21 protein-coding genes and 1 pseudogene are annotated in these 21,086 nt (G+C 40.7%); all 22 read left to right on the plus strand.

What is annotated here, in order from left to right; genetic code table 11:
- Positions 1-210: pseudogene (locus DW205_RS20990) on the plus strand (tyrosine-protein kinase); the annotation flags it as partial.
- A gap of 68 nt (positions 211-278) precedes the next feature.
- The gene (locus DW205_RS20995) at positions 279-1,487 is read left to right on the plus strand and encodes a polysaccharide biosynthesis protein (RefSeq protein WP_034530132.1); all 1,209 of its coding nucleotides are present in this window, start codon (positions 279-281) and stop codon (positions 1,485-1,487) included.
- Positions 1,488-1,498: 11 nt separating this feature from the next.
- A complete protein-coding gene (locus tag DW205_RS21000) occupies positions 1,499-2,647 on the plus strand; it encodes a LegC family aminotransferase (RefSeq protein WP_005865693.1) in 1,149 nt (382 codons plus the stop codon).
- A gap of 29 nt (positions 2,648-2,676) precedes the next feature.
- Complete coding sequence (locus DW205_RS21005; RefSeq protein WP_005865695.1) at positions 2,677-3,324, plus strand: PIG-L deacetylase family protein; 648 nt, start codon at positions 2,677-2,679, stop codon at positions 3,322-3,324.
- Positions 3,321-4,178: a methionyl-tRNA formyltransferase gene (locus DW205_RS21010; RefSeq protein ID WP_005865697.1), complete on the plus strand. Its 858-nt coding sequence runs from the start codon at positions 3,321-3,323 to the stop codon at positions 4,176-4,178. Before DW205_RS21005 ends, DW205_RS21010 begins: the two co-directional genes overlap by 4 nt.
- Positions 4,169-4,792 (plus strand): transferase, encoded by a 624-nt coding sequence (locus DW205_RS21015; protein ID WP_005865699.1) that lies wholly within the window; start codon positions 4,169-4,171, stop codon positions 4,790-4,792. The genes DW205_RS21010 and DW205_RS21015 overlap by 10 nt, the downstream gene beginning before the upstream one ends.
- Positions 4,793-4,796: 4 nt before the next feature.
- The gene (gene neuB / locus DW205_RS21020) at positions 4,797-5,804 is read left to right on the plus strand and encodes an N-acetylneuraminate synthase (protein ID WP_005865701.1); all 1,008 of its coding nucleotides are present in this window, start codon (positions 4,797-4,799) and stop codon (positions 5,802-5,804) included.
- Entirely contained in the window at positions 5,801-6,955 is a 1,155-nt protein-coding gene (gene neuC / locus DW205_RS21025) for a UDP-N-acetylglucosamine 2-epimerase (protein ID WP_005865703.1), read from the plus strand. Before neuB ends, neuC begins: the two co-directional genes overlap by 4 nt.
- A gap of 1 nt (position 6,956) precedes the next feature.
- The gene (locus DW205_RS21030; protein WP_005865705.1) at positions 6,957-7,655 is read left to right on the plus strand and encodes a cytidylyltransferase domain-containing protein; all 699 of its coding nucleotides are present in this window, start codon (positions 6,957-6,959) and stop codon (positions 7,653-7,655) included.
- A complete protein-coding gene (locus tag DW205_RS21035) occupies positions 7,652-8,701 on the plus strand; it encodes a nucleotidyltransferase family protein (RefSeq protein WP_005865707.1) in 1,050 nt (349 codons plus the stop codon). The genes DW205_RS21030 and DW205_RS21035 overlap by 4 nt, the downstream gene beginning before the upstream one ends.
- 174 nt (positions 8,702-8,875) lie before the next feature.
- Entirely contained in the window at positions 8,876-10,177 is a 1,302-nt protein-coding gene (locus DW205_RS21040) for a polysaccharide biosynthesis protein (RefSeq protein WP_005865709.1), read from the plus strand.
- Positions 10,178-10,229: 52 nt separating this feature from the next.
- A complete protein-coding gene (locus DW205_RS21045; protein ID WP_224202082.1) occupies positions 10,230-11,408 on the plus strand; it encodes a hypothetical protein in 1,179 nt (392 codons plus the stop codon).
- 31 nt (positions 11,409-11,439) lie between these two features.
- Positions 11,440-12,594 (plus strand): hypothetical protein, encoded by a 1,155-nt coding sequence (locus tag DW205_RS21050; protein ID WP_008777798.1) that lies wholly within the window; start codon positions 11,440-11,442, stop codon positions 12,592-12,594.
- Between the two features lie 193 nt (positions 12,595-12,787).
- Complete coding sequence (locus tag DW205_RS21055) at positions 12,788-14,053, plus strand: nucleotide sugar dehydrogenase (protein WP_005865716.1); 1,266 nt, start codon at positions 12,788-12,790, stop codon at positions 14,051-14,053.
- Positions 14,054-14,056: 3 nt separating this feature from the next.
- On the plus strand, positions 14,057-15,067 hold the full coding sequence (locus tag DW205_RS21060; protein ID WP_005865719.1) for a glycosyltransferase family 2 protein: 1,011 nt from the start codon (positions 14,057-14,059) through the stop codon (positions 15,065-15,067).
- A 40-nt stretch (positions 15,068-15,107) separates the two neighbouring features.
- A complete protein-coding gene (locus tag DW205_RS21065; RefSeq protein ID WP_005865721.1) occupies positions 15,108-16,307 on the plus strand; it encodes a DegT/DnrJ/EryC1/StrS aminotransferase family protein in 1,200 nt (399 codons plus the stop codon).
- 15 nt (positions 16,308-16,322) lie between these two features.
- Entirely contained in the window at positions 16,323-16,913 is a 591-nt protein-coding gene (locus DW205_RS21070) for a sugar transferase (RefSeq protein ID WP_005865723.1), read from the plus strand.
- A 57-nt stretch (positions 16,914-16,970) separates the two neighbouring features.
- On the plus strand, positions 16,971-18,884 hold the full coding sequence (locus DW205_RS21075; protein ID WP_005865725.1) for a nucleoside-diphosphate sugar epimerase/dehydratase: 1,914 nt from the start codon (positions 16,971-16,973) through the stop codon (positions 18,882-18,884).
- 322 nt (positions 18,885-19,206) lie between these two features.
- Positions 19,207-19,689 (plus strand): hypothetical protein, encoded by a 483-nt coding sequence (locus tag DW205_RS21080; protein WP_008777799.1) that lies wholly within the window; start codon positions 19,207-19,209, stop codon positions 19,687-19,689.
- A 200-nt stretch (positions 19,690-19,889) separates the two neighbouring features.
- Positions 19,890-20,333 (plus strand): HU family DNA-binding protein, encoded by a 444-nt coding sequence (locus DW205_RS21085; RefSeq protein WP_005865728.1) that lies wholly within the window; start codon positions 19,890-19,892, stop codon positions 20,331-20,333.
- Positions 20,323-20,517 carry a hypothetical protein gene (locus DW205_RS22060; RefSeq protein WP_008777801.1) on the plus strand — a complete coding sequence of 65 codons (195 nt, stop codon included), beginning with the start codon at positions 20,323-20,325 and terminating at the stop codon, positions 20,515-20,517. Before DW205_RS21085 ends, DW205_RS22060 begins: the two co-directional genes overlap by 11 nt.
- 14 nt (positions 20,518-20,531) lie before the next feature.
- Positions 20,532-20,948, plus strand: coding sequence for a D-Ala-D-Ala carboxypeptidase family metallohydrolase (locus DW205_RS21090; RefSeq protein ID WP_005865732.1), 417 nt, complete (start codon positions 20,532-20,534; stop codon positions 20,946-20,948).
- The last annotated feature ends 138 nt before the right edge of the window (positions 20,949-21,086 follow it).

Consider the following 21,086-nt stretch of genomic DNA (forward strand, 5'->3'; position numbering starts at 1 on the left):
GACGTGACACCGAAGGCCGGTTTCAGCTACATCAACGTGTTACGGCGTGAGCGTAAGTTCCCGAAGCTCGCGACGGTCATCAACGGCCTTGACATGAGCAAGCGCAAGAACAGCTACGGCTACGGTTACGGCAAGAAATACGGCTACGGCAAGGGATACGGTTATGGCTACGGCTATGGTTACGGTTTCGAGGCATCCTCAAGAAAATAGTAGTACTGTACCCTTTATAACTAATCATAAAAATAACAATTTTCGGACGTTTACATATATATATCATGATGCTAAACCTAGGTAATTTTATAGCGGACAACGTAACTCATCGTGCGGAAAGTATGTTTGCCGCCGATATTGAGAATAATAGAGAGACTCTTTCAAAAGAGATTGAAGGAAAAAGTCTTTTAGTGATAGGAGGAGCTGGGTCTATCGGTTCATCTTTTATAAAAGCGATGCTCCCTTTCAAGCCTTCCAAATTGGTGGTGGTGGATTTGAATGAGAATGGACTAGCGGAACTTACCCGCGATCTTCGTAGCACTGAAGGAATGTATGTTCCGGAAGAATATCGAACTTATACGTTGAGTTTTGCCGATCCTATCTTTGAGCGTATTTTCCGTGAGGAGAAGGGATTTGACATAGTGGCGAATTTCTCGGCACACAAGCATGTGCGTAGCGAGAAAGATAAATACAGTGTGCAAGCACTCATTGAGAACAATGATATAAAAGCAAAACGCTTTCTTGATCTTCTCTCCGTTTACCCTCCCAAGCATTTCTTTTGTGTCTCGACTGACAAGGCCGCAAACCCTGTGAACATCATGGGAGCGAGTAAACGGATTATGGAAGATATGATAATGGCCTATACCTCGAGGTTTAAGGTCACTACCGCCCGTTTTGCGAATGTCGCTTTTTCGAATGGCTCATTGCCCAATGGATGGATACACCGTGTCATGAAGAAACAGCCTCTCGCAGCTCCGAATGACGTGAAGCGTTATTTCGTCTCGCCAGAGGAATCCGGCCAGATTTGTATGTTAGCCTGTGTCCTTGGCCGTAATGGTGAGATCTTTTTCCCGAAACTGGGGGAGGAGCAGATGCTAACTTTCTCTTCCATATGCGATAAGTATGTCGAGTCAATGGGATGTCAAAAGAAAGTCTTTTCTTCGGATGAAGAAGCAAAGCACTTTGCTGCGGATATGCCATTCGACAATAAGGAATATCCTGTCGTTTATTTTGGCTCGGATACGACCGGTGAAAAGGCATACGAGGAATTCTATGTCCCGGGCGAGAGATTGAACATGGATCGCTTTAGCAGCCTTGGAGTTATAGAGGAGGTACAAAAACGGCCGTTGAAGGAGATCGATGCGTTCTTCGTTGAATTGGAATCCATCTTCGCCAGTCCCTCTTTCACGAAAGAGGAGGTCGTGAAGGCTATCCAACGCTTCATCCCTCATTTCGAACATGAGGAGAAGGGAAAGAATCTGGATCAAAAAATGTAAGGAATCAAGATATGTCTGATTATGCGAGAGTCGTGGACTTTATCCACGAGATGTATGGCAGCTCGGAGTTCGTTCCCTTGAGTGTGCCTAAGTTCATAGGTAATGAGAAGAAATACCTGAACGAATGTATTGATACGACATTTGTCTCAAGCGTTGGCAAATTCGTAGACCGTTTCGAGGAGGAGATGGCCCGTTATACAGGGGCTAAGAAAGCAGTGGTCTGTGTCAGTGGAACGAACGCTCTCCATATGTCTTTGCTTCTTGTCGGGGTTGAGCGGGATGACGAGGTGCTTACCCAAGCCTTGACCTTCGTAGCCACTTGTAATGCGCTAAGCTATATCGGCGCTCATCCTGTTTTTATTGACGTGGATCGGGAGACGATGGGACTTTCTCCTCTAGCGTTGCGAGTTTGGTTAGAGAAGAACGCTGAGTTAAAGAATGGTGTTTGTCATAACAAGCGTACGGGCAGACGGGTGAAAGCATGTGTTCCCATGCATACTTTCGGACATCCGGTTAAGCTGGATGAGTTGGTGGATGTTTGCCAAGAGTGGCATATAGAACTGGTGGAAGATGCGGCGGAAAGTATCGGAAGCCTTTATAAGAGACGACATACCGGTATCTTCGGTAAGGTTGGGGCCATTAGTTTCAACGGGAACAAGACCATTACGACCGGAGGCGGTGGGATGATGTTATTCCAAGACGAGGAAATGGGTAAGCTGGCCAAGCACATCACGACTCAGGCAAAGGTCCCTCACCGCTGGGAGTTCCGCCATGATCATATCGGTTATAACTATCGTATGCCGAATATCAATGCGGCTTTGGGTTGCGCCCAGTTGGAGCATTTGGATGAGTTTGTGGCCAGCAAGCGGAAAGTGGCTCAAGAATATGCGGACTTCTTTAAGGATATACCGGATATTGATTTCTTCGAGGAGCCGGAGGATAGTTATTCCAATTATTGGTTGAATGTGGTCATCATGAAAGATAAAGCGGCGCAATACAAATTTTTGGAATATACCAATGACCATGGTGTTATGACACGCCCCATTTGGGAATTGATGAATCGCTTGCCTATGTTTGAGAAATACGAGAATGATGGATTGGAGAACACCATCTGGTTTGCGGATCGGGTAGTGAATATACCGAGTAGTGTAAGATTGTGAAAAAGAATTTCCAGTAGAATTATATAAATATGAAAGAAAAAAAGAAAGTGCTGGTTATTTCAGTACATCCCGATGATGAGACATTAGGATGCGGGGGGAGTATTTTGAAACATTTGGGGCAAGGAGATGAGGTTCACTGTGTTTTCATTACGGGTGGAAATATCTATCAGAGGCAATTGATAGATAATATCAATGCATTGTATGGTTTTACCAGCATAATCACCTTGGATTTTAAAGAACTTCATTTACATGAGATGCTGAATGAGCTGATAGAGGCTTTATCTAAGATAGTATCGATCGTTCAAGCCCAAGTGCTGTATATTCCCAATCGTTCAGATGCCCATTCCGATCATCGGGCTGTCTTTAGTGCAATCATGGCCTGTTCGAAAAATTTCCGCTATCCATTTATTGAGCAGATACTTATGTGTGAAGTGATCTCTGAAACAGATTTTGCTCCTATTCTTGGTGAGAATACTTTTTCTCCAAATTATTTTATTGATATCTCTGAGGTGTTTATTAAGAAGATTGAGATATTAAAGATGTTTGGATCTGAATTGTTGCCTTATCCTATGACCCGTAACCAGAGTGCCATAGAGGCTCTTAATCGATATCGTGGAACTTTGATCAATGCAGAATATGCTGAAGCTTTTATGTCTATTAAAACAATTGTAAGATGAAAGATCAACTTTCGGTAATCTTTATAGGAGGATTGAGTAATGGTAAGATCATTTATGATTATCTGAATAAAAACAGATATGTTAATATCTCTTTGGTTATTACCTACTCAGATACATATCAAGGAGCTCGTCACACCATATTGGGTGATGGCCCAAAATTCAGGAAAAAAAATACCGTTAAGGATTGTATTCATGCTATCAAAGATTTGGCTCCGGATTTAATTATAGTAGCAGGTTGGTCTGAACTTATACCTAATGAGATACTCTCGATCCCTCGAATGGGGGTTATCGGTTTTCATCCTGCTAAGCTTCCGTTCGATCGTGGTCGTTCGGTACTTGCTTGGCAGATAGAGGATGGATATACAGAAACTTCTCTCACAATGTTTAAATATTCAGATTATCCTGATGGGGGAGACATTTTGGCGCAAGAAACTATCGCAATAGCTTCAAATGATTATATAAATGATATATTGGATAAGGTAGATGCAGCAAGTCTAAACCTCATTCGGGCTTATTTTCCTCTTTTGCGAAAAGGTTTTTTGAAAGGAGTGAAACAAGATCTATCAGTGGGTAGTTTTCGCCGTTTACGCAGTGCTGATGACTCGATTATAAAATGGGATCGTAATAGTGTTGAGATATATAATAAGATACGTGCCATTTCGCATCCTTATCCAGGTGCAACTACCAAATTTGATGATAAAACGATGTTAGTATGGAAATCAGAAATTATATCTTCATTCCCTTTTCCTGTTGATACAAAACCTGGAACGATAGTGGCTCAATGTTACGACAACACTTTGATTGTAAAAACACGTGATGCTTATTTACGTTTAACAGAATATGAATGGAAATGAAAAAACTCATCATAATAGGTGGAGGTGGTCATGCTTTATCGGTATTGGAAGCAATGGACACATCTATAGAGATAGCTGGATATGTTGACAATATAGAGTCAAAGAAGTTGATTTTACCTTATTTAGGAAACGATGAGTTTGTTTTGTCTAATTTCTCCCCAGAAGAATATAGAGTCCATCACGCTGTTGTTTATACTAATGATGTAAATTTATCTCTTCGCAGTCGAATTATTCAGCAATATGAAGGATATGAGTCTTATACCATCATTGCTCGTAGTGCATTGGTTACTTCTTCCTCAAAAATAGCGGGGGGATGTGCTCTTATGGAAGGCGCTATTGTCAATGGAGCCATATTGGCACAAAATAGTGTTATTAATACTAAAGCAGTGATAGAGCATGGTTGTATCTTAGGTAATAATGTCTTTGTTGGTCCTGGAGCCATTGTCTGTGGCGATACTTGCATAGGTGATAATGTATTGGTGGGAGCTGGTGTTATTATACGTGATGGAATTGAAATAACGGAAAATGTGACGATTGGTATGGGGAGTGTTGTTGTCCGTAGTATTGTTGAACCAGGAGTCTATTTGGGAAATCCTTGTAGAAAAATAAGATAAAATAATGAATCATACTCTTATCATTGCCGAAGCTGGTGTTAACCACAACGGCTCTATTGATATGGCCAAAGGACTTATTGATGTCGCTGCCGATGCTGGTGTGGATTATGTGAAGTTTCAGACCTTTAAAGCGGAAAACCTTGTAACAAAATATGCCGTGAAAGCTGAATATCAGCAACGGAATATGGACGATAACGACAATTCTCAATACGCCATGCTTAAGAAGTTGGAATTTTCATCCGAACAGCATTTTGAATTGATCGAATATTGTGTGCAGAAGGGTGTAGGGTTCTTCTCTACCGCTTTCGATTTTGATAGTGTGGATTTCTTGGCGTCCCTTCATCTGGGACTTTGGAAGATTCCCTCGGGTGAGATCACAAACTATCCATACTTGAAGAAGATTGCAGGTTTTCATCAGCCTGTAATTCTCTCCACGGGTATGAGTACTACGGGAGAGATAGAGGCGGCTATCGATGTACTTACAAAGTTTGGTGTGCAGAAAGAACAGATCATCGTACTTCATTGTAACACCGAGTATCCTACTCCTTTCGAGGATGTAAATCTCCGTGCGATGCTTACTATAAAGGAAGAGCTTGGTGTTAAGGTTGGATATTCCGACCACACTAAAGGCATAGAGGTGCCTATCGCTGCAGTCGCTCTTGGTGCTGAGGTAATAGAGAAGCATTTTACCTTAGATCGTAATTTACCAGGTCCGGATCATAAAGCATCGCTAGCACCGAATGACTTGAAAGCGATGGTTGATTCTATCCGAAACATAGAGAAGGCCTTGGGTGATGGAGAGAAGAAAGTTACCGCATCAGAAGGCAAGAATATCGCTATAGCTCGAAAGAGCATAGTCGCTGCCTGTCCGATTCGAAAAGGAGAGATATTTTCGGAAAAGAATCTTACGGTTAAACGGCCGGGGACAGGCCTCAACCCTATGCGGTGGGAGGAGATTGTTGGTACGATCGCTATCCGTGATTATAATGAAGATGAGCTGATCGAGTTATGAGAAAGATTTGTGTGGTCACGGGAACCCGTGCAGAATATGGACTTTTGAGCAGATTGATGCGCTTGATTGACGAGTCGGAGGATTGTCAGTTGCAAGTCGTAGCGACCAATATGCATTTGCTTCCCGAATATGGAAATACGTATCAAGAGATAGAAAAGGATGGTTTCCGTATTGATGCAAAGGTGTTGATGCGAAAGACTACCGATGACGCTTATGGGGTAATTGCTTCTATGGCTGAAGAAATGAACGGAATGAATGAAGCTCTTCGTGAGTTATGTCCGGATATGGTTGTGATATTGGGTGATCGCTACGAGATGTTAGTGGTAGCTACCGTTGCCATGTTGCAACGTATCCCCATCGCTCACCTGCATGGGGGTGAGATCAGCGAGGGGGCCATGGATGATAGCATCCGCCACTCCATCACGAAAATGAGCTCGCTGCATTTTACCTCTACAGAGGAATACCGGAGGCGTGTCATACAACTAGGAGAACAACCTGAGAGGGTGTTTTATGTAGGAGCGATGGGTGTGGAAAATCTTAAGAAAGTTCCATTGATGCGCAAGTTAGAGTTGGAAGACTCTTTGAATTTCAAATTTGAAGGTTTGTCCGTGTTGGTAACATATCATCCGGTAACATTAGGAAATCGTATTCCTAAAGATGAAATTTCTGATTTATTGAAGGCATTGGATTCTTTTTCAAGTTTGAAGGTTTTGTTTACTATGCCAAATTCCGACCAAGGAGGAGAGGAAATACGATCGGCCATAGAAGCGTATTGTGTCCGGAATGAAGAACGATGTCGTTGCTTCAAGTCTTTGGGGGTAAGACGTTATTTATCGGCATTGGGGTATGTGACAGCGGTTGTTGGAAATTCATCGAGCGGATTGCTCGAAGTCCCTTCAGCTCACATTCCGACATTAAATATTGGTGATCGTCAAAAAGGTCGTACAAGGGGAGCTTCTGTTGTAGATGTTGCATCGGATGAAGCGTCTATCGTTAAGGGATTACAAAAAGTCCTATCTCCTAATTTTCGTGCTTTTTGTAAAACGACTACAAATCCATATGAGAAAGAGGGTACGGCAGAGAGTATTTTTAAAGTAATCTCTACATATTCACTTGATACCTTTTTACAGAAATCATTTTATAATTTGTAAGATGAATATATTGGTGATTATACCTGCTCGGGGAGGGAGTAAAGGTATTCCTGGAAAGAATATTAAACTTTTAGGAGGTAAGCCTCTTATAGGTTATACAATTGATGCTGCACGCTCGGTAGTTGATGATACTCACATTTGTGTGACAACTGATGATGATAAAATTATTGAAATTGTAGAAAAGTATGGGCTTCATGTTCCGTTTAAACGTCCAGCGGAACTTGCGACAGATACAGCCGGAACATATGAAGTACTGCTTCATGCTCTCAATTTTTATGAGAAAAGAGGTGAGATTTTTGATGTAGTTTTGTTATTGCAGGTAACATCTCCATTTCGTATGAGTAAACATATTGAAGAGGCGTTTAAACTATATACAAAGAATCTTGACATGGTAGTTAGCGTGAAAGAAACGGATTCGAATCCTTATTATCTTTGCTTTGAAGATGATGCTCAAGGTATGCTCCATATAAGTAAGGGTGATGGGCTTTATACTCGTCGTCAAGACTGTCCTCCTGTATATGAATACAATGGTGCAATTTATATTATCAATACTGCTAGCCTAAAAGCAATGCCTCTCAATAAATTCACAAAGAGAGTGAAATATGTTATGGATAGAGAGCACTCAATAGACTTAGATACCATGATGGATTGGATGATGGCAGAATATATGATTAAAAATAAAATAGTAGTACTAGAATGACCTTTTTCGAACATCAATGTGTAAAACAAGACGACACTATTTTGTCAGCACTTGCTAAGCTTGATAAACTATCTGGGCAGGCTATGGTTGTCTTTGTACAAAATCGCAAAGAACAAGTCATCGGAACATTAACAGATGGTGATATTCGTCGTGCTTTATTACGTGGTCTGGAGCCTTCTGCTAATGTATGTGATGTTATGAAAACAGAGTTTGCTTTCCTGAAAACTGACGAAAACGACCACACATTAACAATTAATGCATATCGTAAACGTAATATCACGGTTGTTCCTCTTTTGGATGAGAATAATCATCTTGTTAAGATATACAATCTTAGGGAGATACATTCGATTTTACCTATTGATGCTGTTCTTATGGCAGGTGGAAAGGGTGAACGTTTGCGTCCTTTGACTGAGAAAATACCGAAGCCTTTACTTCCTGTTGGTAATAAAGCTATTATAGACCGTAATATAGAAAGGCTCATCTCTTTTGGACTGGAACATATTTATGTTACTGTGAATTATCTAAAAGAACAATTGGAAGATCATTTTGCCGAACCTATTCAAGGTGTGAAGGTGAATACAGTTTGCGAACCCAAATATTTGGGAACGATGGGATCTATTCGGTTTGTAGAACAGTTCCATAATGATACTATCTTAGTGATGAATAGCGATCTCTTTACAGATATAGACTACGAGGATTTCTATTTACATTTCAAGCAGAATAATGCGGATATGAGTGTAGCTGCTGTACCTTATACGGTGAGCGTTCCGTATGGTATCATGGATCTGGAAGGACGAGCGTTGAAAGGCATGATAGAGAAGCCGACTTATAATTACTATGCGAATGCGGGTATTTATTTGATTAAGCGTGAACTGCTAGAACTTATTCCCGAGGATACTTTTTATAATGCCACCGATCTTATTGATGATCTCGTTCGTATAGGTAAATCCATTATCCGCTACCCGATAAATGGTACGTGGATCGATATAGGAAATCCGCAAGAGTATCAGAAGGCGAAAGATTTGGTAAGACATATGAAAGGGTGAAAAGTTAGATGTTTATTTTTGTATGAGGTTCTGAATACAAGTCAAAAGTAAATTAAGACTGTCGATTATTCTCCTGAAAGGAAATGGAGAGTTCTTGAAGTTTTTTTGATTATGGATATTTATAAACTTATAGTGAAGTTTTGACCCATACATATTATGTAATTAGTTGTTTTTATGTATCTACTAAGTATAGCAAATAGAGTCCGAGCTTCAGAGTTGCTCAAAGGCTTTGCTACAACAACATTTTGGAGTGCTCTTTCTAAATTGTTAATTGTATTGACAACTTTATACTGTTCAAATGTGCTAACTCAAGATGAATTTGGCGAGTTTAGTTTCATAAGAAATACATTAAGCACTGTTTTGTTGATCTGCGCAACTAATTTCTCGGGGTTGGCTGTCAAATTTGCGGCAGAAGCAATGCTTTCAAAGGAATCTCTTAAAAAGCTCTATATTCTTTTCCTTTTCACAGTAGGAATAAGTCTTTTGATCGGTGCCTCAATTTTAATTTCTCCAACTAATGCTATACGATCTGTTGTTGGTGGAAGTGGGAATGTAACCTATTTCATAAAGCTTACAGGTTTGTTTCTTCCGGTATTTATGCTTCAACCCTTGTTGAGTGCGATGCTGAGGGGATTTAAACAATTTAGGCTAGTAGGGGAGTACGAGTTATTGTTGAGTGCATTTTATTTCGTGGTGATAATAGCGGGTACTTATTGGGGTAGAAGTAATGGGGCAATCTATGCTTTACTCATATATTATTTATTCTTTTCGGTAATAGGGTTATTGGTGGTTTCTAAATATAATAAGAGTGTTCATTATTTAGTGAAAGTAGAGGAACTAACGAGTCAGAAAGCCTGCTTAAAGAAAATAATTATTCCTGTTTTCTTGATGTCGTTTGTAGAGGCTCCTCTTCTCTGGTTTGCACAAGCGGAAATTGCTAAGCGTGGTTCTTATGCTTTGGTTGGAGGACTATCTGTGATTTTGACTATCAGATATGCAATTCAGGTACTTCCTACTTATTTTTACCAAGCGTTTACGCCTATTGTGACTTTGTTGAATATGAAAGGTGAGTATAGGGAGTATTTTAATAAATTTAAAAAAGTGTCCATTGCTTTAGCTTTAGTGTTTGTAGTCTTATTTGTTGTCTTAGTACTAACCGGAAAGTTTATATTAGGAATATTTAATGAGGTTTATATATCATATTATCAGTCATATGTCATCTCTTTATTTGTTTTGTTGTTCAGCCTATATTCGGTTTTATTCAAGTTGCATATGATGATTAGGGAATATCAAACCGTAATGTTCTATATGACGATTTTAAGTTCTTTCTTCTTCCTGATTTCATTTTATGCCTTTTTGTATTTTTCGTTTGATATGCTCAACTCCTTTTTTTATGCACAGGGGTTACAGTATTTTATTCAGCTGATTGTTAGTGTGTTTGTTTATAATCTGGATAAAAAATGGAATTCGGTTTGACTAAATTATATAATATATTATGCAATTCTTGATATACTTTCTAATGATTTTTATGTTTACATTCCTTCCTGTTGTAGGCATATTGGTTGAAGATCAAAATTCGATATATGGTTTAGAGCATCTGAAAAATGCAAATCTTATTCATATTTGTATTATGTATGTAGGTCTTTTACTTGCTTACATGAAAATTAAGCAAAAAGGATATTTTTGGGAAAAAGTTAATAACGGTGATTTGTATATTCCTGAAAAGTTGTTCGAAAAAGTTGCTTGTGTAGCTGTTTTATTTGTGCTTTTTCAGTTTAGTTTTCAAGGTCATATGATTCTTAGCGGTGTGGATAGAGGTATTGTACGGTCTTCTATAGGAGTTTGGGGGCCATTAACTACTTATGTAGGTAGATTTGGGATGCCAGCTCTCTTGTCTCTTTCTACAGTTTTGTATTTCTATATTTATGATCATTCTAAAAAAATAAACAGACAATATGTTATAGTTGTTATTTGTGGTATTTTGGTCGCAATTATGGCGGGAGGAAAAGCAAATATTGTAATGATGTTTCTGCCTGTAATTTTACAATGTGGCGGATTCTTGAAAAAAAGGTATTTAGTTACTTTTGTTCTTTTCGGGGCTTTGTCTATAGTTATTGTGGGAATGTTTCAGATGAATATGTCGTTTGCGCAATCAGTTAGTTATAATATCTATAGGGCTACTTCTTTGTCGAATATGGGGACTCTTTGTGTATGGGATAAATTTCCAACTGGAGATCCTCAAGCCTATATGTCCCTTTTAATTGGATTAGGCGAAAGAATTATCTCTTTCTTATTTGATGTAGATAGGCATAGTGTAGAATTTTTGAAGTTCTCTTTACCTCGTTATATTACTTATTTATATTATGGAAATGCGCAAGGTGCAATTGATGGAGTAGTGAATTTGACTATTACCTCTTTTGGAGAGGCTGTCTATTGGTTTGGTCGTAAATTTTATTTTATAGCATCTTTGATATTCGCATTTGTGTTATACAAAATATCGATTTGGGTTTTTAAAACAAGAAAAAAAGACTATCTTCTTAAAAATGTTATAGTTTCTGTTTTTTTTACATCCTTGTGTTTGGGTTGGTTGAATAGTACTTCTGGTTGTTTCTTATCATATTTTTTTGGATTTACCTCTTTAGTCTATTTGTTTGGTACATATATGTTAATCAAATATGTATTAAAAGGATCTAGCCTAAACAAATAGTTAGTGGTTTGACAATTTATGTGACATAATAATGAATAAAATACTTATTTTTTTGTTGGGCGAATTTTCTAAACTAGATAAAGTCCTATTTGATTTGTCTGTTGAAAATCAAAATCGTTATTTATCGTCGTTACCAATCCCCAACGATGATATCGATCGTTCTTATTTACAATATCGTTGTCAATCATTCTTTTCGCCATGCTGGAAAACGGTATTATTAAATATCGTTGCGGCTTTTCTGATCCCTTTTAGTGTTTTTTATTTGTGGTTGAAATCTTTTTTTTATACTTCTTGTTCTTCAAACTTAGAAGCATTGGGGGATTTTAAGAGATTTGAGGAAATAGTGCCTGATGAACTAAACTCCGAATTTAGAATCTCTAATGATGTATGGTTGTTAGGTTCGTGCCTATCTTTTGCGGATATTTGTTTTCTGCTACATGTTTTTCTTCGATATCCGTTATACTGCTATTTTTTATTGAAAGTAACTATAAAGGTGGCTGGTTACAGCTTTATGATTACTAAGTATCAATCGAAAGCAATTGTTGTCCATAACGAGTATTCTTTCACTAGTTCCATTCTGACAGCCTATTGTGAGACGAGAAATGTATTGCATATTAATGTTATGCATGGTGAAAAGATGTATTATATAAGAGATTCTTATTTTCGCTATGATCGTTGTTATGTGTGGGATGCGTATTATAGAGATCTTTTTATCTCAATGAACGCTGCTCCCTCCCAATTCATCATTGCTCTTCCTCCTTCTATGAAAATTAATTGTGCGAAACATGTGAATGAAGGCTGTTATGCATATTACAAGTATTTTCTTACCTCTCAGACAAAAGAACAATTAGTCAGTATTTCGAATAGCTTGCAATCCTTACTAATGCATGGGCGAAAGGTGAAGTATCGTCTTCATCCTCGCTATAGTGATAGGGAATTGGTAAAACAGATAGTAGGTAAGGAAAATGTGGAATATCCAGAGAAGGTATCAATCCTTGATTCCATTTCCAATATGGATACGGCTATTGGTTTATATACAACAGTCCTTAATCAAGCTTATCATTGTGGGAAAAATGTAATCATTGATGATGTGACCTATCCTAGCGAGGTGAAAAAACTGGAGGAGTTTAAGTATATCATGATACACAAAAAATTGCCTTTATTGTCCGAGTTGATTAAAAAGTAGTTTTTAATTCTTCCTCATTGTCTATCTGCGGAAGTTTTTTTCGAATAGATGGCAATTTTATTTATGGGATTGTCTCTCAATAAATTTTATAATCTTCTAATTTTATGAATATTGCGATTGTAGGCACTGGCTATGTGGGCTTGGTGTCTGGCTTTTGTCGTATTCTCTAATCCATATAAAGTTTCATAGAATAATGAAAAGAAAGATTTGCGTAATCGGACTCGGTTATGTTGGCTTGCCGTTGGCACGCTTGTTTTCCACTAAGTTTGAGACTGTTGGTTTTGACATGAACCAAGCCCGTGTAGATGCGCTCATGGCAGGACATGATGCCACATTTGAGGTGAGTGACGAACTGCTTCAAGACGCTATCCGGAATCATGATTTTATTTGTACTACCGATCTGAAGAAAGTTGAAGACTGCAATTTTTATGTGGTGGCTGTGCCTACACCGGTGGATGAGAATAATCGTCCGGACTTGAAACCGCTTTGGGGCGCTAGCGAGACGGTTGGTAAAGTGATTTCGAAAGGTGACATTGTGGTCTATGAGTCTACGGTTTATCCGGGTGTGACCGAGGAGGAGTGCTTGCCTGTTGTGGAGAAAGTGAGTGGTTTAAAGTTTAATAAGGATTTTTTCGCGGGATACTCGCCGGAGCGAATTAACCCGGGCGATAAGCTTCATACGGTTGAGAAAATTAAAAAGGTTACATCAGGATCTACTCCTGAAATAGCTGATATTGTAGATGGAGTTTATAATGCAGTGCTGGTGAATGGTACTCATAAAGCTTCCTCTATCAAAGTGGCAGAAGCCTCTAAGATCATTGAGAATTCACAACGAGACGTGAATATAGCTTTCATGAATGAATTGGCGAAGATTTTTAATGCTATGGGTATTGATACTAACGAGGTGATTGAGGCTGCTGCGTCTAAGTGGAACTTTATTAAATTGAAACCTGGTTTAGTGGGTGGTCATTGCATCAGTGTGGATCCTTATTATTTGATACAGAAAGCACAAGTTTACGGAGTATTACCACGTGTGATGTCATCCGCTCGCCGTTTAAACGATGGTATGGGAGAATATGTGGCGCATCAAGTTATCAAGCATATGAACTTGAAGGGGGTGATGGTGAAGGATGCGAAGATTTTGATCCTAGGTATTACTTTTAAGGAAAACTGCCCTGATATCCGTAACACAAAGGTAGTGGATATTTACACGACATTGCATGAGTACACGGACAATATCACTGTGTTTGATCCGCACGCCAACGTGGAAGCTGTGAAACACGAATATGGTGTGACAGTGGTAAATATGTTACCTTCAGATAGTTATGACGCTGTTATCCTCGCTGTTGCTCACAATGAGTTTTTGGAGATGGATATGACTTCTTTGGGTAAAGCGAACAGCGTGCTTTATGATGTGAAAGGTATTTTGCCGAAAGAGTTTATTGACGGGAGATTGTAAGATATGTTATCAGTAATTTGTCCTATATACAACGAAGAGAAGTATATCGGCCAGTGTGTTGAGTCGATTCTTGCACAGGATTATCCAAAGGATGATTTGGAGATATTGTTTGTGGATGGAATGAGTACAGATGATACTCGTTGTATTGTAGTTAACTATTCCAATGAATATCCATTCATCAAATTGTTTGACAACCCGAAGCGGATAGTACCTTGCGCCATGAATATAGGCATAAAGGCATCGAAGGGGGATATTATTATCCGTTTGGATGCCCACGCTAGTTATCCGACAAATTATTTCTCGGCGTTGATTGGGCGAATTGTAGAATTAGACGCTGATAATGTAGGGGTGGTTTGCAAAACAGACGTGTTGAATAAAACCCCAAAGACATTGGCTATACGTGAAGTCTTAAGCAACAAGTTTGGTGTGGGAAATTCTGTGTTCCGTACAGGTGTTGATAAAGTGATGAAGGTGGATACTGTTCCATTTGGTTGCTATCGACGAGATACATTTGAGCGATTTGGAATGTATGATGAACGATTAATTCGTAATCAAGACTTTGAGCTAAATTATCGTATAAGAAAAGGTAGTGGACGTATATTTATCGTTCCTGATAGTAATTGTACGTATTATGCTCGCGAATCATTCAAAAAATTGTGGATTCAAAATTATAAGAATGGCTTATGGGGTATTCGTACGGTTCTGTTTACAGGGAATAGCAACTCTTTAGCGTTACGGCATTATATTCCTATGATTTTTGTGTTGTCATTGATAGTTCCTCTGTTTGCTTCTTTACTTTGGGGGCCTTTTATGGGTATTGGAGGTTTGTCTTTATTGGCCTATTTGCTAATGATAGGTGGGGTAAGTTTCTGTATAGCAATACGGAAACATCTTAATATATTATATTTATTGTTGGGGTTTGCTACGTTGCATCTATCGAATGGCTGTGGAATGCTTGTTTCTTTATTTACTGCTAAGTCGTATGTGAGGCGCATTAATGCGCAACGACAATGATTGGGTCTTATTGAGATTGTATTTATTAATCATTCATTTTATGAAAAAGATACTTTTCTCGCCTCCAGATATGTCGGAGGCTGAAATTAATGGAGTGTGCGATGCCTTGAATTCCGGTTGGATCACGACAGGACCTCGTACTAAAGAGTTTGAGCGTAAGATAGCCACTTATTGCCATACGAATAGAGCTGTATGCTTGAATTCGGCTACGGCTTGCATGGAATCAATATTGCGGGTATTAGGAGTTGGGGCGGGCGATGAGGTGATCACTAGTGCTTATACCTATACGGCCACTGCTAGCGTGACTTGCCATGTCGGGGCGAAGGTGGTGATGGTGGATACAGCTCCGGATTCTTTTGAGATGGATTATGATAAATTGGCGAAGGCTATAACCCCTAATACAAAAGTAGTGATCCCTGTGGATCTTGGCGGGGTTATGTGTGATTATGACCGGATTTATGAGGCAGTAGAGAGTAAACGGCATTTATTCAAATCTGCGAATGAGATCCAGAAAGCGTTTGGTAGGGTCATTGTATTAGCGGATTCGGCACATGCCTTTGGTGCTCAATGGCATGGAAAGATGTGTGGTGGGGTGGCAGATTTTACCTCTTTTTCCTTTCATGCAGTAAAGAATTTAACAACGGCGGAAGGGGGGGCTTTGACTTGGCGTACGGTTTTAGGTGTGGATGATGAGACTTTGTATAAGCAATTTCAGCTATTGTCATTGCATGGTCAAAATAAGGACGCTTTAGCGAAGACTCGGCTGGGTGCTTGGGAATATGATATCGTGGCTCCTTATTATAAATGTAATATGACGGATATCATGGCCGCTATCGGTATGGCTCAATTCGAGCGTTATGCGGGAATGCTTTCCAGACGACAGGAGATCATCCGCCGTTATAATGAGGCGTTAGCTACTTATCGTACGCAAACACTGAATCATTTGAATGGGGACCATATTTCCAGCGGACATTTGTATTTGGTGCGGTTATTGGATAAGAGTATCGAACAAAGGAATGAGATTATCATCAAAATGGCAGAACGGGGAATCGCTTGTAATGTACATTATAAACCGTTACCCATGATGACTGCTTATAAGGCGTTAGGCTTTGATATCGCAGATTATCCGAATGCTTACAACCAATACCATAATGAGATTACTTTACCCTTACACACCAGTCTTACGGATGAGGATGTGGAGTATGTGATTTCTAATTTTGTTGATATTATTTCCCAATAAAATAATCCAAACGATTTGAAACGTATATTTGATATTGTAGCGAGCGGGATAGGGCTTATCTTGCTTAGTCCTCTATTTGTCATTTTGGCAATTTGGATTAAGTGTGATTCTATCGGTCCTGTCTTTTATAAGCAAGTTCGTGTAGGGCGTAATAATATGGATTTTCAGCTATTTAAATTCCGTAGCATGCGTGTGGGTTCAGATAAGAAAGGGCTTATTACAGTGGGTGGACATGATCCTCGGATTACTCGGTCCGGCTATTATATCCGTAAATACAAATTGGATGAATTTCCTCAATTGATTAATGTGTTTAAAGGGGATATGAGTTTGGTTGGTCCTCGTCCGGAAGTTCGTAAGTATGTTGATATGTATACGGAAGAACAAATGCATGTGTTGGATGTTAGGCCGGGCATTACAGATTTGGCTTCTATTCGGTATCGAAATGAGAATGAACTTCTTGAGCGGGTTAATGATCCTGATAAGTATTATGTTGAAGTAATAATGCCAGATAAATTGCGTATTAATCTGGAATATGTTGCCAGACATTCCTTTACTTTCGATATAAGATTGATATTTCAAACATTTAGAGCTATTGTATCGGAATAGCCCAAAAGAGCTTTTATTCTATAGATTATTCGTGTAACTACATAAACAAGAATTGATATGAGGGATCCTTTTTCTCGACTATCTACCTGGTACTTTTCCAAGAAATCCTTACCCTATTGGGGTATTATCTTGCTGGATTGCTGCTTGATCCTATTTTCCGGCTTATTGGTGTATACCTTGAATAACGGGGTATTATCAACCTTGGATATCTTAGGGCATCTATTGGTCACGCTGTTGGTATGCCTGATTCCTTATCTGGTAGGCTTTCGCCTGTTCCATACCTATTCGGGGATTATACGTTATTCCTCTTTCGTGGACTTGCAAAAGGTGGGGTTCGCCGTCTTGTTTGGCTTGATTTGTGTGGTCGTGTTTCAGGCACTGACCGATTTCTCTCCTTATTTGATGTATATCCGTAAACGGGATCTGATCCTCTCCGCGTTGTTGGCTATGAGCTTGATGTGGATGATGCGTGTGTTCGTTAAATTCTTTTATGTGAGTACTTTCCGGGTGGCTAAGGCGGAGCGTGCGTTTATCTATGGCGTGAAGCAAGGTGGGGTGAGTTTGGCGAAGAGTATCCAGAATCAGGATCCGGCCCGGTTTGTGCTGGCGGGTTTTATCTCGGACATAGCGGAGATAGAGTATCGATATTTAATGGGAGTCAAGGTTTATCCGAATGATGAGGAATTGGTTTCTGTGATGAGGAAAAAACGGTCTAATGTCTTGCTGGTGTCTCCATTGAAAGTTGAGGCGATCCGGAATAATCAGGAGATGGTGGACAGGCTGATCAAGGCGAATATAAAGATCTATATGACTCCTGCCGCCCAAGAGTGGGACGGGAAGAGCGACTTGAACCATACCCAGCTGCGGGAGGTGAATATAGAGGACTTGCTGCCCCGTGATAAGATCGAGATAGACTTGGAGGCTGTGAGGAAGCAGCTTACCGGTAAGCGGATTCTGATAACAGGAGCCGCCGGGAGTATCGGCAGCGAGATCGTGCGGCAGGTAGCCCAGTTCGCCCCGGAACGTATGGTCTTGATAGATCAGGCGGAGACTCCCTTACACGATGTCCGCTTGATGATGGCTCGTGGGTGGCCGGATATAGAATCCTATACGGTTGTGAGCGATATTTGTGTGCGTGAACGCATGGAGGAGCTGTTCGAGGAGCATCGTCCGGATTACGTGTTTCATGCCGCGGCTTACAAGCATGTGCCTATGATGGAGGATAATCCGGAGGAGAGTGTCCGCAACAACGTGGACGGTACCCGGGTGATCGCAGACTTGGCGGTGAAATACGGCACGAGGAAGTTCGTGATGGTATCGACCGACAAGGCGGTGAATCCCACGAACGTGATGGGCTGCTCGAAACGTATTTGCGAGATCTACGTGCAGAGCTTGGATCAAGCCATCAAGGATGGGAAGGTGAGCGGTCGCACGCAATTCGTGACGACTCGTTTCGGCAATGTGCTGGGATCGAACGGTTCCGTGATCCCGTTATTCAAGGAGCAGATCAAGCGGGGCGGTCCGGTGACGGTGACGCACAAGGATATCATTCGTTTCTTCATGCTGATACCGGAGGCTTGTAAGCTGGTCCTAGAGGCCGGTACGATGGGTAATGGGGGAGAGATCTTCGTGTTCGATATGGGTAAACCTGTACGGATCGTGGATCTGGCTGAGCGGATGATCCGTCTGAGCGGGGTGAAGGGAATCGAGATCCGGTTCACGGGATTGCGAGACGGGGAGAAGTTGTATGAGGAGGTACTCAATGAGGAGGAGACCTCCAAGCCTACTTTTCATCCGAAGATCAAGATCGCCCAAGTCCGTGCGTATGATTATGCGGACGCCAATCTGCGGATTGATGCCTTGGTACATGCTTGTGCCGTGGAGGGGGATATGCAGATCGTGAAGCGGATGAAGGAGATCGTTCCCGAGTTCAAGAGCCAGCATTCTAAATATGAGGTGTTGGATGAATAGAGCGAAATAAAAAGTAAATTATGGATTTATCCGTGAGGGCCTATGCTATTAATGTTGATTTAAATATAGCGTCAAAAAAGAAGAGCCTCCCCAGAGGCATTTGCAAGAAAAGAGAAGGAACCATGTGGGTTTTGTGATGAAAAGATAGGATGATAGATATTTTGTAGAATCGATATAAGGTCAAGGTTTTGTACCGGTCTTCTTTTCCCGTAAAGGGATTTAGAAGGCCGGTTCTGTTTTTATATATGTATTTGAAAATCCGTATGTAAGTACGGTGTCCGGCCATATGCGGCGCAGGGATAAACATTCCCCCTGCGTTCGCATGATGAAAAAGATCTATGAGCGTTTGAGAGAGAGATTGGGGCATAAGCCCACGGTGAAGAATTTTGACGCGTTCTTGGTAACGTTGGGGCCGGATGAGCGGGAGTCTTGGAAAATGGATGTGTGTAGTTTGGGATATGGAGATTATTATAGGAAGATGCCCGGGGCGTACCGTAAATTTATCCGGAAGTATATGGAGCATGACCGGGAGTGCGAACGGTGTTATATACGTAAGTATACGGTGCGTGGTGATTTGTTGTATTCCCCATTTCGTCCGGAACTCTTGTTGGAGCTAGTGAAGCTTGTGGAGTTTACGGATCGTGAGACTCCCCCTTCCTCTTTGGAAATAGCCTCTTGCCTGTTGATGGGGTTTGATTATCCGGGCTCGGTGCGTGGCTTGGCTTCTCATTTGCGAGAGGCGGGGCATTCTGCGGAAGCAGTCTTGGTGCTCGCTGGAAAGAGGGAGGTGACGGATGAGTTTTAAAAGAGATATGGATTTGAATGTTAGTTAAGAATAGCAGGTTTTTGTTGTCTTTGAAAAGGGGAATTTTTGGGCATTTTTATTTTTAATTCGTTGAATACTATTTGTTTGATGGATAAAACCACGGACGCTGACCTCTTCCGGCTCATCTTACCTTTGTGTCGTGCTCCATAAGGGGTATATAACCATAAAAATTAAAAGATATGGCACAAGGTTTTAAGTTGGTGTTGCGTCCGTCGAAGCCGGGCGAGAAGGATTCAGAGAAAAAGTTTTATGCGGTGTCGAAAACGAATGGTACCTCTAGTATGAAAACGTTATGTAAGTTGATCTCGGCACGTAGTACGGTGTCGTCGGCAGATGTGAAGGCGGTATTGGATAACCTTAATTTCGTGTTGGATATGGAGCTTCAGGAGGGGCGTATCGTAAGGCTCGGCGATTTCGGGAGTTTTCGGATCTCGGTGAGCAGTGATGGGGTGACGGATAAGAAAGATTTTAACACGAGTATGTTGCGCCCCCCGCGTATCATCTTCACTCCGGGCGGTGAGTTGAAGGATACGAAGAAGACGTTGGAATACGCAAGGGTCTCCCAAGATGGCGCCACTACGGAGGCTGGTGGCTCTGATAGCGATAGCCCGGATGAGATTTAACGTGCAACTGGTAATGGCCGTGCTGCTTTGCGTGACCGGCCTTACCTTGGTGTTCTGTGGTTTTTGGGTGGCTCCTTCCGGTGAGATAGATAACAGCGTGCTGGTCGCATTTGGGGAGATCTGCACGTTTGCCGGTGCGCTGTTTGGGGTGGACTACTCTTATAAATTGAAAATTAAGGATTGAAAATTTGAGTTAAGATGGAAAAGGATGAGAAGAGATTGACAGAGCATTTTCGTATGGACGAGTTTGTTTATAGTGCGATGGCGGTGGAATTTGGACTTAATAATGCGTTGCCTTCGGAGGTAATACCGGTGATACGGAATCTAACGGTGCGGTTGTTGGAACCTTTGCGTATATATCATCGACAGCCTATGTATATCATGAGTGGCTATCGAAGCGAAGAGTTAAACCGATTAGTGGGAGGTGCCCCTAGCTCGCAACATATGAAGGGGGAGGCGGTAGACATTTACACGGTGGATCGCAACCGACTATTGGAGGACTTGGTGGCAAGCTGCCTGAATTTTGATCAGGCGATCCTTTATCGTACGAAGGGATTCATACATCTTTCATTAAAAAAACATGGGGTGAACAGAAAACAGATTTTATTTAAATAGGAGGGGGTATGAGTGGATTTTGGAAAAAAGGATACTATATATTGTGTTTTATCGTACGTACATTATATAACTTGTTAAGTCTTGGGAAAAAGCCTAAAAAATAATGCCCGATAAATTTGGATCGTATGTTTTATAGCA

This window comes from Parabacteroides sp. AM17-47, from assembly GCF_003434625.1.
GTDB lineage: Bacteria > Bacteroidota > Bacteroidia > Bacteroidales > Tannerellaceae > Parabacteroides > Parabacteroides distasonis.